The organism is Bernardetia sp. MNP-M8, assembly GCF_037126285.1.
Lineage (GTDB): Bacteria > Bacteroidota > Bacteroidia > Cytophagales > Bernardetiaceae > Bernardetia.
Map to the genome: position 1 here is coordinate 4,711,803 of NZ_CP147012.1, position 14,812 is coordinate 4,726,614.

Annotated in this window: 15 protein-coding genes; 9 read left to right on the forward strand and 6 right to left on the reverse strand. The window is 31.3% G+C overall.

Features of this window, described 5'->3' with window-relative positions; all coding sequences use genetic code 11:
- Positions 1–121: 121 nt before the first annotated feature.
- The 3 genes from V9L04_RS19000 to V9L04_RS19010 all read left to right on the forward strand — a co-directional run bounded on the left by V9L04_RS19000 (position 122) and on the right by V9L04_RS19010 (position 4,800).
- On the forward strand, positions 122–3,190 hold the full coding sequence (locus tag V9L04_RS19000) for an amidohydrolase family protein (protein WP_338791504.1): 3,069 nt from the start codon (positions 122–124) through the stop codon (positions 3,188–3,190).
- A gap of 222 nt (positions 3,191–3,412) precedes the next feature.
- Entirely contained in the window at positions 3,413–3,559 is a 147-nt protein-coding gene (locus tag V9L04_RS19005; RefSeq protein WP_338791505.1) for a hypothetical protein, read from the forward strand.
- A gap of 332 nt (positions 3,560–3,891) precedes the next feature.
- Positions 3,892–4,800: an IS982 family transposase gene (locus tag V9L04_RS19010; RefSeq protein ID WP_338790429.1), complete on the forward strand. Its 909-nt coding sequence runs from the start codon at positions 3,892–3,894 to the stop codon at positions 4,798–4,800.
- Positions 4,801–4,840: 40 nt separating this feature from the next.
- Here the strand turns inward: V9L04_RS19010 and V9L04_RS19015 are convergent, their stop codons facing one another.
- The 3 genes from V9L04_RS19015 to V9L04_RS19025 all read right to left on the reverse strand — a co-directional run bounded on the left by V9L04_RS19015 (position 4,841) and on the right by V9L04_RS19025 (position 7,478).
- Entirely contained in the window at positions 4,841–5,944 is a 1,104-nt protein-coding gene (locus tag V9L04_RS19015; protein WP_338791506.1) for a type III polyketide synthase, read from the reverse strand.
- A 112-nt stretch (positions 5,945–6,056) separates the two neighbouring features.
- Complete coding sequence (locus tag V9L04_RS19020; protein WP_338791507.1) at positions 6,057–6,437, reverse strand: CoA-binding protein; 381 nt, start codon at positions 6,435–6,437, stop codon at positions 6,057–6,059.
- A 93-nt stretch (positions 6,438–6,530) separates the two neighbouring features.
- Positions 6,531–7,478, reverse strand: a complete 948-nt coding sequence (locus tag V9L04_RS19025) for a DUF697 domain-containing protein (RefSeq protein WP_338791508.1) — start codon at positions 7,476–7,478, stop codon at positions 6,531–6,533.
- Positions 7,479–7,882: 404 nt separating this feature from the next.
- On the opposite strand from V9L04_RS19025, the gene V9L04_RS19030 reads away from it, so the two are divergent.
- From V9L04_RS19030 to V9L04_RS19045, 4 genes are all read left to right on the forward strand, one after another.
- Positions 7,883–8,092, forward strand: coding sequence for a hypothetical protein (locus tag V9L04_RS19030; RefSeq protein ID WP_338791509.1), 210 nt, complete (start codon positions 7,883–7,885; stop codon positions 8,090–8,092).
- 163 nt (positions 8,093–8,255) lie between these two features.
- Positions 8,256–8,750, forward strand: coding sequence for a Dps family protein (locus V9L04_RS19035; RefSeq protein ID WP_338791510.1), 495 nt, complete (start codon positions 8,256–8,258; stop codon positions 8,748–8,750).
- 305 nt (positions 8,751–9,055) lie between these two features.
- The gene (locus V9L04_RS19040; RefSeq protein WP_338791511.1) at positions 9,056–9,454 is read left to right on the forward strand and encodes a hypothetical protein; all 399 of its coding nucleotides are present in this window, start codon (positions 9,056–9,058) and stop codon (positions 9,452–9,454) included.
- 72 nt (positions 9,455–9,526) lie between these two features.
- Complete coding sequence (locus tag V9L04_RS19045; RefSeq protein ID WP_338791512.1) at positions 9,527–9,934, forward strand: septal ring lytic transglycosylase RlpA family protein; 408 nt, start codon at positions 9,527–9,529, stop codon at positions 9,932–9,934.
- A gap of 104 nt (positions 9,935–10,038) precedes the next feature.
- Here V9L04_RS19045 and V9L04_RS19050 read toward each other — a convergent pair whose 3' ends face one another.
- The 3 genes from V9L04_RS19050 to V9L04_RS19060 all read right to left on the reverse strand — a co-directional run bounded on the left by V9L04_RS19050 (position 10,039) and on the right by V9L04_RS19060 (position 12,636).
- Complete coding sequence (locus tag V9L04_RS19050; protein ID WP_338791513.1) at positions 10,039–10,623, reverse strand: hypothetical protein; 585 nt, start codon at positions 10,621–10,623, stop codon at positions 10,039–10,041.
- 336 nt (positions 10,624–10,959) lie between these two features.
- Positions 10,960–11,301, reverse strand: coding sequence for a hypothetical protein (locus tag V9L04_RS19055; protein WP_338791514.1), 342 nt, complete (start codon positions 11,299–11,301; stop codon positions 10,960–10,962).
- Between the two features lie 138 nt (positions 11,302–11,439).
- On the reverse strand, positions 11,440–12,636 hold the full coding sequence (locus tag V9L04_RS19060; protein WP_338791515.1) for an NADH-quinone oxidoreductase subunit D: 1,197 nt from the start codon (positions 12,634–12,636) through the stop codon (positions 11,440–11,442).
- Positions 12,637–13,032: 396 nt separating this feature from the next.
- Between V9L04_RS19060 and nuoK the strand changes: the two genes are divergently transcribed.
- A complete protein-coding gene (gene nuoK, locus V9L04_RS19065; protein ID WP_338791516.1) occupies positions 13,033–13,311 on the forward strand; it encodes an NADH-quinone oxidoreductase subunit NuoK in 279 nt (92 codons plus the stop codon).
- A gap of 165 nt (positions 13,312–13,476) precedes the next feature.
- Positions 13,477–14,739 carry an SAM-dependent methyltransferase gene (locus tag V9L04_RS19070; protein WP_338791517.1) on the forward strand — a complete coding sequence of 421 codons (1,263 nt, stop codon included), beginning with the start codon at positions 13,477–13,479 and terminating at the stop codon, positions 14,737–14,739.
- Positions 14,740–14,812: the final 73 nt, after the last annotated feature.

A 14,812-nucleotide genomic window follows, 5' to 3' on the forward strand; every position in this document is an offset into this window, starting at 1 on the left:
AACTTACACACTTTTGCAGACACTCCCTTGATTTATCATTTTTTAAGAAAAATAAAACAATAGGTTTCCATAAATTGCCTGTAAGAATTTTTCAAATTATATTATACTCACTTTATTCCCTATGCAAAACTCTAAAAATCAATTTTTTATAGTCTTTTTAGTTTTGTTTGCGTCTGTTTTTTCTCTACAAAAAACACTTGCACAACAAACATTTTATACTAACGGCATTACTGATGAGCGAAACACTACTGTTTATGCTTTTACAAATGCTACCATTTATACAGATTATCAAACCAAAATTTCTGATGCGACTTTAGTCATTAAAGATGGCAAAATTTTAGAAGTTGGAACAAATATAACTATTCCTAAAGGTGCAGTTGTGGAAGATTTAAAAGGAAAAATAATCTACCCTTCTTTCATTGATTTGTATTCAGATTATGGAATGCCAGCTATTGAAAAGTCAAAGGGACGTGCATGGTTTCAACTACAACTTACTCCTCAAACGCCGTATGCTTTTGGAAATAATGAAGCTGTAAAAGCACATCACAAAGCAAGTGAAATGTTTAACCCAGAAGATAAAACAGCAGAAAAAGAAGCTGAAAATCTAAGAAAATTAGGTTTTGGAACACTTCTTTCTAATCAACAAGACGGAATTGTAAGAGGAACATCAGCTCTCGTCTTTTTGGGTAATGGAAAATCACATGAGCAGCTTTACAAAACTGATGTAGCAGCAGGTTTGTCATTTAATAAAGGTTCATCTTCACAGTCTTATCCTTCTTCTTTAATGGGTTCAATGGCTCTTTTGCGCCAAACTTATCTTGATGGAAAATGGTATTCAACTGGAGCTGCAAAAGATAAAAACCTTACTCTTTCTGCTTGGAATACATTACAAAACCTCCCTCAAATTTTTGAAGTAGATGATAAAATGAATGCTCTTCGTGCTGATAAATTAGGTGATGAGTTTGGAAAACAATATATTTTGAAAGGAAATGGAGATGAGTATCAAGCTGTTGATTTAATCAAAAATACAGGAGCTTCTTTTATTATTCCTCTTAATTTTCCTGATGCTTTTGATGTAAATGACCCTTTAGATGCTCAATTTATTTCTTTTACAGCTTTAAAGCATTGGGAGTATGCAGCTTCAAATGCAGCTATTTTAGAGAAAGCAGGAATCAACTTTGCTTTTACAACAGACGGACTAAAAGATAAATCTAAATTTTTGGAGCATCTTAGAAAAGCAGTGGGTGCAGGTCTTTCAAAAACAGCTGCTCTAAAAGCTCTTACCTATACGCCAGCCAATCTAATTGGAGAAGGAAATAATTTAGGGATTTTGAAAAAAGGTGCAATTGCTAATTTTATTATTACTTCAGGCGATTTATTTTTATCAAAAACAAAAGTTCATCAAAACTGGGTAAAAGGACAAAAAAATGAAATCGTTCCTTTTTCTAACTCTTCTTATGCAGGAATTTATGATTTAACGTTGGAAGAAGATGGAAAACCAAAATTGTATAAATTGGAAGTTTCTGGAGAAGAAGACAATTTAGATTATAAAATTATTGATGGAAAAGATACCCTGAAAGCAAAAGCAACGTATGAAAAGGGAATTTTTGCACTTCAATTTTCTCCTCAAAACCAAACAGAAGCAACTCGCTTAACAGGTTGGTACGATTCAGAAGGTAAATACTGGTCAGGTTCTACACGTACATCTGGTGGAAAATGGGTTACTTGGAATGCCAAAAACTCTGATTCTAATATGAAAATCAATCAAAATATTGGAGATGCACCAAAAATAGATTCTACATTACAAGCCTTCAAACCTATCTTTCCATTTGCACCTTATGCTTTCCAAGCACAACCAAAAGCTGAAACTGTTTTGATAAAAAATGCAACAGTTTGGACAAATGAATCTGATGGTGAAGCAAAAGGAATACTAGAAAATACAGATGTTTTGATTGTTGATGGAAAAATAAGTAAAGTTGGAAAAAATCTTTCTGCGCCAAATGGAGCAAAAACTGTTGACGGAACAGGAAAACACCTAACAAGTGGAATTATTGACGAGCATTCTCATATTGCTATTTCAGGAGGAGTAAATGAAGGCGTTTATGCTAATAGTTCGGAAGTTAGAATTGCTGATGTAATCAATTCAGAAGATGTAAATATTTACCGTCATTTGGCTGGTGGTGTTGTGGCTCTACAACAGTTACATGGCTCTGCAAATCCGATTGGTGGACAATCTGCTGTAATAAAATTGCGTTGGGGAAAAACTGCCGAAGAAATGAAAATCAAAGGCGCACCTGAAAGAATTAAGTTTGCATTAGGAGAAAATGTAAAACACTCAAACTGGGCAGAATATGGTCGTTATCCTCAATCAAGAATGGGAGTTGAGCAGTTTTTAACAGATGCATTTACGAGAGCAAAAGAATACGAAGCAGCTAAAAAATCAAATCCAGCTACTACAAGAACCGATTTGCAGATGGAAGCACTTTTAGAAATCATCAATGGCAAACGTCTTATTTCTTGTCACTCATATATTGCTTCTGAGATTCTTGCTACTATGCGTGTTGCTGAAAAATTTGGTTTCAAAGTAAATGTATTTACACATATTTTAGAAGGCTATAAAGTTGCTCCTGAAATGGCAAAACATGGCGTTGCAGGTTCTACTTTTTCAGATTGGTGGGCGTACAAATATGAAGTAAAAGATGCCATTCCATACAATGCAGCACTTATGAATCAAGCAGGAGTTTTGACTTCAATCAATTCTGATGATGCCGAAATGGGCAGAAGATTAAACCAAGAAGCTGCCAAAACTGTAAAATATGGTGGTGTAACACCAGAAGAAGCATGGAAATTTGTTACACTCAATCCTGCAAAAATGTTGGGAATTGATAACCGTACAGGAAGTATCAAAGTAGGAAAAGATGCTGATGTTGTTTTGTGGTCTGCAAATCCATTGTCTATTTATGCAAAAGCTGAAAAAACGTATGTTGATGGAATTCTTTATTTTGATAGAGAAAATGATGAAAAACTTCGTCAAGATTTAGCAGCCGAGCGTGAAAGAATTATTCAAAAAATGATTGCAGCTAAAAACGGTGGCGCACCAACAATCGGCGTAAAATTTAAAAAAGAACATTTATGGGATTGTGAAGAAACAGATTTTGACTATTGGAATACTGTAAATGATGGAGAATAGTAGCTCAGGAACAATTACGAATTGTTAATTACCATTCCTTATACTTTAGTTTTCGTCTAAAAAAACAAAACACAGATTGAAATTTTATTTTTTCAGTCTGTGTTTTTTAAATTTAGAACTGTCTTGTTTTTAAATGGCTTGAAAAATATGGGAATTTTGATTCTCATATCCTCATTATAAAGTAAAAAAGAAGGTTATGAAAACAGCAAAACAACATTAGAGTTGGAGCAAGAAAATCGCTTACTCAAAAAACAAAAAACAGTCTTAGAAAAAGAATTATCTAATTCAGATAAAAAAGTAATTTTGTTTGATATTTGGAAAGACGTAAAGACTCTTTACAAAGCAGGACTACGTCGTTCTCAGAACTGAAAAAAATACTTCCTTTAGTTTTTTAGTATATTCAAATAGATGTAATTTCTTATCTTGTATTTAAGAATTCATTTATCAGATAAAGAACCTAAGACGCTTATAGATTTATAAATCTATCCTCAAATTTAGTCTTTATCTGCCTTTATTCAATCTCAAACTTAGATAGTTTTCGGAGTATTTTTATTAATTTAAAATAAACTAATTAACGTGAACTCGGTTTTTAACTAATTGACTTTCAGTGTTTTGTTTACTTATTTCAGTTATTTTTGTCAAAAAAGGCTAAAAAAGGTTATTTTTGAATAGCTCTACTCAACTTTAACCTCTTTAGCCTTATGTTTGACAAAACTATAAAATTCGACGAAGACCACCTAATCGGTATTTTTTATTTAGTAGATGAGTTCTGTTTACAAGCTCAATCTTATGTATCTAGTAAATGGGTGGGAACAAAAAGCAGTTCCACTTTCACCCCTTCTCCTACTCGTGTTCCCCAGTTATCAGCTAGTGAAATAATGACTATTTTAGTATATTATAATTACTCAGGTTATAAGAATTTTCAATACTATTATCAACGTTTTGTGTGTAACGATTTAGTCCCTTATTTTCCTAAACTTTGCTCCTATAACCGATTTTTAGAATTAATAGAAAGGGTAAGTTTACCTATGTATGTACTCGCCAAACTCCTGTGTGCTAAAAGTGAAGAAACAGGTACTTACTTCATTGATTCTAAGAAAATAGTTGTTTCTGATAATCGTCGTATTCACTCTCATAAAGTGTTCAAAGACATTGCAAAACGAGGAAAAGGGTCAATGGGGTGGTTTTTTGGATTTAAACTTCACTTAGTCATCAATCATTTAGGAGAGGTAATGGCTTTTGAAATTACAGCAGCAAATAAGGCTGATAATAACCACAATCTACTCAAAAATTTATTGAAAAATTTGAAAGGAAATTGCTTTGGTGATAAAGGATATTTGACAAAACTTTGGGAACAACTCTATGAAAAGGGACTTAAAATGATAACTAAAACAAAAAAAAATATGAAGAATCAACTCATCACATTGAAAGAAAAATACACACTTAGAAAAAGAGCCATTATTGAATCTGTAAATGATATTTTAATTTCCGTTTTTGACGTAGAACATTCTAGACATAGGAAGCCTATAAACGCATTTACGCATATGGCAGCTACAATAGTAGCTTATCATTTCTACCCAGAAAAACCTAGAATATTTGTACCTAAATAATACCGAGTTCACGTTAATTAATAAACTAATTATTTCAAAATTACTTTTCTAGTAATTCAAATAAAGCTGATTCGACAGTCAAACCAGGACCAAAGGCTAGACAAGGAATAAGTTGACTATTTTTGAGGTGATATTTTTCTTTATTATGTAGCAATTCTTTCAAAACAAAAAGGACTGTTACAGAAGACATATTTCCATATTCTTCCCAAATTTTGAAAGGAACATCTAGTTTTGATTTGTCCATAGATAGCTTTTTGGCAAGTGTTTCCAAAATCTTTTTTCCTCCTGGATGAACAGCCCAATTAGAAATGGAATCCGAATTTTTATCTACTTCTAAACCTTTCATTAGTTTATCTAAAATCCCTTCAATTTCGTCTCCCAAAATATCGGCTACATAGGAAGACAAACGCATCTCAAAACCTGTATCTCGTATATACCATGCCATATCTCGTTTTCCTTTTGGAACAAGATCACAATAAAAGTTTTTCAAAAACAAGTTTGTGTTGTTTTCTTTTGGTTTAGATTCTACCAAAACAGCAGCAGCTCCATCAGCAAAAATAGAATTGGCAAGCAAATTATCATCATCAGATTGTTTTTGGAAATGCAATGTGCAAAGTTCTACTCCTACAATCAATACTTTTGCATCAAAAGCCTTACAAAATGCATCAGCTACTTTGAAAGCATTAAAAGAGGCATAACAACCCATAAAATTAATTGCTGTTCGCTGTACAGAAGAATTTAATCCTAAGTTTTCTAGTAGTTCAATATCAATTCCAGGTGCGTACATTCCTGTACAACTAACTGTAATCAGATGAGTAATTTCTTGTTCTCTTCCTTCTATAATTGGTTTTGCAGCTTCCATACCTAATTTTGTAGCCCATTTTTCATACATTTTCATACGCTCAGAAGTAGTAGGAAATGGTTCTAAATCTTCAGAGTTGGGATAAAAATCAAAGTTTTCTTTTTTTGTATAGTCTTCTAAAACAGTATGACGGTTTTTTATTCCTGTTGCACGCTGTAAGATTCTAATTTTTCTTTTTTCATCTTTAGTTTTTCCCATAAAGTGAGCAGAAAAATCAGCACTTTGCTCTTGGGAAATAGTAAAAGGAGGATTTGCAGTATTGATAGCAGTAATATAACTCATTAAGATAGGGAAAGATAAAATAAAGCAGATAGAAAGATAGAAGCCAAAAAATTAACTATCTTTTAGCAAAGATAGTTAAAGAAAAATTTTAGATAATAAATTTTGTTTAAAATTAGTACTGTCCAGAACCAAGCATTACTAAAGTACAAGCTACTTCTACCTCTATTCCTTCTTCTCTAGCCATCTTCATAAGTTCAGGATTTTCAGTACCTGGATTAAAAATGATTCGTTTGGGTTTTGTTTGCAGAATATAATTGTACCACTCAGGTTGATTTCTCACTCCTACGTAGAGTGTTATTGTATCAATATCATTATGAATGGTAAGGTCGTCAGTTTGTGTTTGTACTTCTATAGGTTGTCCAAAAAGTTCTCCTTCTTTTATTCCTACAGGAACAATTTCATGGTTTCTATTGGTAAGTCTCTCTGCTGCTAAATAGGCATAACGAGTAGGATTTGGAGTTGCTCCAAGAATGAGTGTCTTTTTACTTTGCATGTATATAAAATGGTTTGAATTGATTTTCTAGATTAAAAGATTAAAAAATATATCTAGTAAAATCAATTCAAAGCCTATTTTGTTATAATTTTATTATAACTTCTCCATTAACTTGGTTTTAAGACGTTGAAATTCTTCTTCTGTCAAGATTCCTTTGTCTCTCAGACTAGCAAGCTGACGAAGTTCGGCAAGTGCATTTGCTGATTCTTTTGCAGACTGATAAGAAGATGGGTTTGTAGTATTTTGATTTGAAGTTTTGTTTGTAGCACTATCTGGAGGAGTGTCTTCGGTTTTTGGAGCTTTTTGAGCAGAATGTTTGTTTGGATTTGCTTGGTGAGGAGGTTCTTCCGAAAAAGTAGTTTTTGTATTCTGATTGCTAGATTGATTCGAACTTGAAGTAGTTGTGTTAGTCTGTTTTTTATTTTCTTCTTTTTGAAATTTTTCATCAACCACTTCTTCAAAATCCATTACTTCTTCAAAATCAAAGTCTTTTTCTTCTTTTTTAACCTCTTCGCCTGAAAATTCTGCATAAGCTGCCTTTGCACGTTTTTCTACTTCATCTTTCATTTGTTTGGCAAAATCTCGTCCTTTAATAAGCTGCTCATCATAAAATCCTTTTACAGCTTCTGTATCAAAGTTTTCTAAATCGCCTCCTTCTCTAAAGTGCTTAGCAAAAGTTTTTCCTGCTGCATAGGTTGATGCCCCTGACAAAACTGCCATTCCAACACCTCCAGCAATACTTCCCCACCCTGGTATAAGTTTTAGGGCTTGCGCTCCTAGTTTTGATAAAACACCACCTGAAAGCGTTCCAAGCCAAGATTCTATATTTGCATTGTTTGCTTCTACACCATTTATTTCTGCCAATCTTCTGACCATATCAGCCTGTATGACCGTAACAGCAATCATATCAGCTAAAGGAATTGGAATAAGAGAAGCTGCCATTGCCCAAATAACAGAGTTTTCGATGACTTTATCAGCACGCTCATTGTCATCATCAAGGCGCATTTTGTCTTTTAATTTATAAAGAAGATAGTCCCACATAGGTAATTTTTGGTTTTGTTTTTCAAGATATTTGCTCGTAAAAATACAAGCACTATTTTTTTAAATTATAGCTACTTGGTTATACACAGTACGCAAAATTAGTAGATATAGTTTTTAAATATAAATTTATTAACGCTAAGATACTAAAATGGTTCTGTTTTGAATATACGATAAGATTATAATGATAATAGAAGTTCCATTTAATGATTTGGCAATCCAGTCAGTGTTTGGCAGTAATTTATTCATTCTAAATTTATTCAAAGATAATATCTATTGTTTTCTTATTAAAACACAAAATTGCATCTTGCACTTATAAAGTCAAAAGGTCTTTATCTCATTCTTTACCTCATTTTTGATTTCATTCAATTTCTATCAATTTATCTATCTTAAACGACAATTTGATTATGAACAGAGAAAATTTCGAAGAATTATTAGAACAAGCAGCTTACTTTTTTCAGTCTTCTAAGCAAGATGTAGTATATTCTGCTCCAGATGGAAAGTTTTATCGTGAAAAAGATTTATACAGAATAGAAACTAAATTTGGTGCAGCTAGTCTTATCAGAATACATAGGCACGAAACGCTTTCATACATAGAAGAAGCACTCTATTTTTAAATAATAAAATAGAAAAGGAGTATTTCATCAATTTTCAAATTTATCTAACAAAAGGTGAGTTTGAGTGTTAATACTACATAGAAACGCAGGATTTAAAAAAATAAAAAAATCCAGCTATCTCATTTTTTAATTTATAACTCACTTTTAAAAACATATTATTTTTATGGAAACTGCTATGATAGAACTCAATCGAATTGCTTTAGATAAAGACAAATCGGATAAAACTGTCAACCACCTCAACGAAATCCTTTCAAATTATCAAGTATTTTATCAAAATCTAAGAGGTTTTCACTGGAATTTATTGGGTCATCATTTCTTTTCTCTTCATGTAAAATTTGAAGAACTATATAATGAAGCGCAATTAAATATTGATGAAATTGCAGAGCGAATCCTTACTTTAGGACATACACCTCTTCATACTTACGAAGATTATCTCAAAAACTCAACAGTGAAAGTTCACAAAAATATAAGTGATGAGAAAAAATCAGTAGAATCAATTATTACTGATTATTCTATTCTTATCAAGAAAGAACGTGAAACGCTTTCTGTTGCTGGTGATGCTCAAGACGAAGGAACAACAGATATGTTGGCAGGATTTATCAAAGTACAAGAAAAAACAGTTTGGATGCTTTCTGCTTGGTTGGGAAGTAACAAATAACAAACTTATTGGCTCTTCCGACTTTTTACGAAATATTGTGTGTTCAGTTCCTCAGAACTGAAAAAAAACGCTTCCTCAGAAGCGTGATTTAAGCAATATCATGTTTCTGAGGAAGCGTTTCGTTCGTTTTTGAGAACGGTGTAACCCTCAGCGAAGCTAAAACGAACGCACACCCTTTTATAATTTCGCTTATGAACACATTTTAAATGCAAATTTAGAGTGTGTTTTTTTTGTTATTTTCTTTTTACCTTTACATAAAAATATAGATTTCAACACTTCTCCTTCAATACATTTATTTTATAGAAATGCCAAAGCAATTTGTGAGCAATAATTATTATAGTTTAACTATAAATACAGAAAAAAATAGAGCATATTCTATAATAAAAGGTAGTTGTAAAAACTTATCAGCAGTTTTGGAATATAAGAAAGGTTGGGAAAAAGCTATTGAAAGTGGTTTTTTGCTAGAAAGTTTTACCGTTTTGGCAGATGCAAGACTTATGGGGCATATGAGCTTAGAAATAGAACAAGTTCATCAAAAAATACAGGCTTACTTATTAGAAAATGGAATGAAAGCTGTTGCACAATTAGCCTCTCTAAATGATATTGCTAATATGCAGGTAGCTAGAGCTACTACTCGTTCGAAGACTCCTATTACTGCTTTTGCTACATTAGAAGAAGCAGAAAATTACTTAGATACTATTTAAAATTATATTTTCAATAAGTTAGCTTAAAATACCAACACACCTATTTTAAAATAACTTCAATACTATTTTGATATGAAACAAGGAATAAAAATAATTTGCCTATCTCTCTTTTTAGTTTTTTCTTTTTCTTCTTGTACTTCTTTGTTTGGTTCGAAGAAAGATAATTCTAACAGTTCTATTAAAGCTGGAAAACATAGTGAAACAGGAATTGCATCTTATTATGGAGATAAGTATGAAGGAAGACCAACAGCAAGTGGTGAAAAATTCAGACAAAAACTAATGACTGCAGCACACAGAACCCTTCCTTTCGGTACAATGGTAACTGTTACTAATTTAAAAAATGGAAAACAAATTAGAGTCAGAATAAACGATAGAGGACCTTTTAAAAAAGGGAGAGTTATTGATGTTACCCGAAAAGGTGCAGAAAAATTAGATTTTATTCGTGACGGACTAACTAAAGTAAAAATAGAATATGATTGATAGAACAAAAAATGAGGCAACAAAAAAAGCTATTTACCGAATTTGTAAATAGCTTTTTTGAGAAATGAACTTATTATTAAATAACATCAATAAAAAAGAACAAATTATTTGTTGCTTCTAGTTAAAATAAATGAATCATTTTGATCATTTACAATAACTAATCTATTATCTGAATATTCAGTAATTTTAAATTTATTTCTAGTAGATGGTTCTGCTATAATATTTTTATTATCATTATAGTCATAAAGACCACCAAGATATAAGTATAATTCATCTCCTGTTCCATCTACATTCCAATTTCCTGTAGTTCTTCCTCTAGTATAAATTTCATCAGGTGATGCTTGATATGTTCCATCTTTATAGAGTTCTAAATTATAATCAACATTTTGTTCGTTGGTAGAGGTCATATCCCAACTACCAGCTATTTCAATAGCAGCATTATTCGTGTTCTTCTTATTATCTTTATCATCATCAACTAAAGGATCTATTGGATACAATACAGTATCAAAATCGGTAGGAGTTGGGTCAATATTTATTTTGGCAAGATTTTCTGATTGAGCTGATTCTTCCACAAATACTTCTTGACGAGTTTCTTCTACTGCTTCACTAGCACAACTAGATAAACCACCTACGATAATACTAGCTGAAAGAATAAATTTGATTGCGTTTGATTTGATTGGAGTAAACATATTAAAAAAATTTAGGTTAAAAAATAAGTTCTAATTAAATTAATAGAACTATATACATATAAATTACAGAATGATAAAAATAAATTATTTCAAAAAAAAATGAAATAATACATCTGTTATGTATTTTGACAATATAAGTAAATATTAAAAACTTATTGAATATAAAGTATTTAATAAAAATTTATACTCTTATAACGGAACTTAATAAAATTTTGTTTCAAAAAATTTGTATTTTGTTGAAAAAAAACCATGTAAAGTTCAACAAAGGGCAGTTAAAAAGCCCATATCAGTTAAGATTATGGGCTTTTAAAAGACAACTAAGCAGCATCTTTTATATTAGTTAGAGTGGTTATCTCCTCCTAAACTATAATAATTATTTTCTTCATCTTCTGAGCCAATGCTTTCTTGTTGATCATCCAATTCAGCACCAGGAACATCAATAGTTTCTCCTTCAAAATTTGATTTTGCATTATGCAAAGGAGCTTCTTCATAAAGTTCATTTCTATGATTTGGAGTAGGAATTCCTTTATCCACTACTAATTCATCATCATTGTCAATACTGGCTACTTTTTTTCCTTGATTATAAATATCCTCCTTTGGATCATAATCAAATTTGTCTTTAAAGAATTCTTCTGGAGAATCGGTATTTTTATTTTGTTTTTTATCTGGCGTTTTCATAAAAAAAAGTTTTAGTTTAAAAAATAAGAGGTGTGAAAATAAAAGTTATTCACTCTCTTTAAAAATATAAACACTAAAACTTATCTAAATGTTGAAAATAATTTGAAAGAAATAAATCTGAGTTAAAATGAGTTTTGGCTACCTATCGACTTCTCCCAAATTAATATCTAAAGAACCAACAATAGCAATCAAATCAGAAAGTAGAGTATTTTGGGCTAAATAAGGCAACACAGAAAGATTACAAAAGGAAGGCGCACGAACTTTCAAACGAAAAGGAATATCTCCTTTTTTATATTTTGGATTTTGTCTAAAGAAAAAGCCAAGTTCACCTTTCGGACTTTCGCCTCTAAAATAAAAATCAGTTTGAGGTGGTTTTATACGTTTTGGAACAAGTGCTTGTGGGTCAAAATCTCGTGTTCGTTTATGTTCTTTAGTAAGTTTCTCAATACATTGTTCAATTATTTTTGAAGATTCTTTGCACTCTTGAAAGCGAACAAAATTTCTATCCCAACAGTCACCTGTTGTTCCCATTTTTCCCTCTCCAATCGGAATGTCAAAATCTACTTCTTCATAAATTGAATATTTATCTACTTTTCTCAAATCCCATTTCAAACCCGAAGCCCGAAGCATTGCACCTGTAACTCCATAGTTAATAGCTGTTTGCATTGGCAAAACTCCTACATTTGCTGTTCTTGAAACAAATATTCTATTATTGATAAGTAAGTTTTCCAAGTCATCTAATTTAGGTTTCAAATGATTTAGATATTCACTACATTTTTCTTCAAAATCTAAAGGTAAATCATAATATAAGCCACCAATCCAAATATAATTGTATAAAAGACGTGCGCCACTTATCCATTCTAACAATCGTAAAATATATTCTCGCTCTTTCATTAGCCACAAAAAAGGTGTAGTTGCTCCCACATCAACAGCATACGTTCCGATAGCAATAAAATGAGAAGCAATTCGATTGAGTTCTGCCACCAAAACACGAATATATTCTACTCGTTTTGGTATTTTGTCTGTCATTCCTAACATTTTTTCTACTCCCAGTGCATAAATATGTTCCGAGTTCATGGAAGCAACATAATCCATTCTATCTATGTAGGGAATAATTTGGGCGTAATTCAGACTTTCAGCATGCTTTTCAAAACAGCGATGCAGATAACCAATATGTGGAACAACTTCTCTTACAACTTCACCATCTGTAATAACTTCCAAACGCAAAACACCATGCATAGAAGGATGTTGAGGTCCTAAATTAAAAAGCATTTCCTCACTTTTGAGAGTATCAGAAGTGTATTTTGTGGGTTCAGATTGTTGGTGAAAGGACATAGGAATGATTAAAATTACGAATTTAATGTGTTGAATACTAAAGGTTAAAGGTTATCACGGTTATTTTTGTATAACAGTCTTCCAGACTGTTGGATAGGATAAAATACTGCTTTTTATGTTCAGACAAGATGTCTGAACTATCTTAACACAAACCGTGATAAGGTTTACTAATGACTTATAAAAAAAAAATATTTTAATTAATTTCTATTTATTATGAAAAAGTTTCGAATTAAATTTTTAGGAAAACGAATTAAAATTACGATTCAAAAATAAATTGTATTTGGTGAGTTTAGTTGCTAATTTTACAAAAATATGCAATCAAGTTTAATAAACAGATTATAATAAATAATTTTTATAGAATTTGACAGTAATTTATCAGAGTTTAATCCATCATAAATGATACTTTTTGTAGCTGCAATTTTGTTCGGAATTGGAATTTTGATTGTCTTGACACGTAAAAATGCAATGCTTGTCTTGATGGGAATCGAACTAATGCTAACAGCTTCTATGCTCAATTTTATTGCTTTTTCGAAAGGAATGGAAGCGCATTTATTTGTCCTTTTGATTATTGTGGTGGCTGCTGCCGAAATTACGATTGCACTAGCTTTGATTCTGAAAATCTATAACTATTTTGGACACATTGAAATAGATGAAATTTTAGAAAAAGAAGAATAAAGACACTATTTTTGTGTGTTCAACTTCTTAGAATTGAACGAAATGCTTTCTCAGAAGCATAATTTAAGCTAATAAATCACGCTTCTGAGGAAGCGAAACATTCGTTTTTGGGAAAACGAATGCACGAAAGTCTCAATATTAAGAAACAAAAATATAAAAATTAAGATGATAAATCAATTTATAGAAAAAATAGAAGAAAGTTTAGAAAAAAATACGTTTATCAAAATTACCTTATCAAACTTTACTTCAAATCAAGAAAAATCTACACTCAAAAAAATATTGATTCGCAAAACGATTATCAAAAGAGAAGAAAAACTAACTTTTGTTTATCGTCATAAAACGAATGATATTACTAAAAACTATTCTGTCGAAGAAGGAATGAAAGAAATTATAACATTTCTCACAAAAGAAGATAGTAATGAAAATAATGAAGGATTTTTTAATCAAGCTATTTTGTTTACCAATCAGTTTGATTTACATCTTAAAAATATAAATAAAAATCCCACTATTCACTCACAAAAGCCAACTCAAAAACAAGCTCTTTCTACTTCGCACGACAAACAAAAAAAACGAGCTATCCAGACTAAAGACCAAGAAGGAAACTCAAAAAATTATCTGCAAGCTCTCAAAATAACAGACCATACAGGAAAAGTGTATAAGAATGCACAAGATAAATACAAACAAATCAATCAATATATTGAAATTCTGAGTGTTTTGTTGAAGCAATTACCAACAGAAAAAGAATTGCAAATTACAGACATGGGCGCAGGAAAAGGGTATCTGACTTTTGCTCTATACGATTATTTGGAAAATAATTTGAAACTCAAAATAAAATCGGTTGGTGTTGAATTTAGAAACGATTTGGTAGAACTCTGTAACCAAATTGCAGAAGAGTCAGACTTTGAGAATCTTAGTTTTGTAGAAGGAACGATAGAAGAATATAAAATCACACAAGAAAATATAGAAGAAAAAACACACGTTTTGATTGCTTTACATGCTTGTGATACTGCGACAGACGATGCAATTTTCAAAGGAATTGAAGCTGATGCAGAGCTGATAGTTGTTGCGCCTTGTTGTCATAAGCAAATTCGTAGAGAAATGGAAAATGCTTTTAAATCAGACAAATCAGATAAAAAGTCTGAAAATGAACTTTCTCCACTCACAAATTATGGTGTTTTTCTAGAGCGACAAGCCGAAATGCTGACTGATACCATGCGTTGTTTGCTTCTCAATTATTGTGGCTATCAAACAAAGGCAGTCGAATTTATCTCTGATGCACACACACCAAAAAATGTATTGCTCATTGCTACCAAAAAAGAAAGTTTTTCAGATTCAACTAAAAAAGCAGAGAAGTTGAAGGAATTTAAAGATTTAAAATCATTTTTTGGAATTGAAACACATTATCTAGAAAGTTTGATTTTGAAGTAATATGTATTTTTTTAAAAAGGAGGAATATAATTTTTTCTCCATTCTTCAATTTCTGGATAATATTCATTATCAA

Bases quoted from the DNA above. Each gene is read 5' to 3' on its own strand.
- V9L04_RS19000 (WP_338791504.1), top strand. From the start codon at position 122: ATGCAAAACTCTAAAAATCAATTTTTTATAGTCTTTTTAGTTTTGTTT.
- V9L04_RS19010 (WP_338790429.1), top strand. From the start codon at position 3,892: ATGTTTGACAAAACTATAAAATTCGACGAAGACCACCTAATCGGTATT.
- V9L04_RS19015 (WP_338791506.1), bottom strand. From the start codon at position 5,944: ATGAGTTATATTACTGCTATCAATACTGCAAATCCTCCTTTTACTATT.
- V9L04_RS19020 (WP_338791507.1), bottom strand. From the start codon at position 6,437: ATGCAAAGTAAAAAGACACTCATTCTTGGAGCAACTCCAAATCCTACT.
- V9L04_RS19025 (WP_338791508.1), bottom strand. From the start codon at position 7,478: ATGTGGGACTATCTTCTTTATAAATTAAAAGACAAAATGCGCCTTGAT.
- V9L04_RS19030 (WP_338791509.1), top strand. From the start codon at position 7,883: ATGAACAGAGAAAATTTCGAAGAATTATTAGAACAAGCAGCTTACTTT.
- V9L04_RS19035 (WP_338791510.1), top strand. From the start codon at position 8,256: ATGGAAACTGCTATGATAGAACTCAATCGAATTGCTTTAGATAAAGAC.
- V9L04_RS19040 (WP_338791511.1), top strand. From the start codon at position 9,056: ATGCCAAAGCAATTTGTGAGCAATAATTATTATAGTTTAACTATAAAT.
- V9L04_RS19045 (WP_338791512.1), top strand. From the start codon at position 9,527: ATGAAACAAGGAATAAAAATAATTTGCCTATCTCTCTTTTTAGTTTTT.
- V9L04_RS19050 (WP_338791513.1), bottom strand. From the start codon at position 10,623: ATGTTTACTCCAATCAAATCAAACGCAATCAAATTTATTCTTTCAGCT.
- V9L04_RS19055 (WP_338791514.1), bottom strand. From the start codon at position 11,301: ATGAAAACGCCAGATAAAAAACAAAATAAAAATACCGATTCTCCAGAA.
- V9L04_RS19060 (WP_338791515.1), bottom strand. From the start codon at position 12,636: ATGTCCTTTCACCAACAATCTGAACCCACAAAATACACTTCTGATACT.
- nuoK (WP_338791516.1), top strand. From the start codon at position 13,033: ATGATACTTTTTGTAGCTGCAATTTTGTTCGGAATTGGAATTTTGATT.
- V9L04_RS19070 (WP_338791517.1), top strand. From the start codon at position 13,477: ATGATAAATCAATTTATAGAAAAAATAGAAGAAAGTTTAGAAAAAAAT.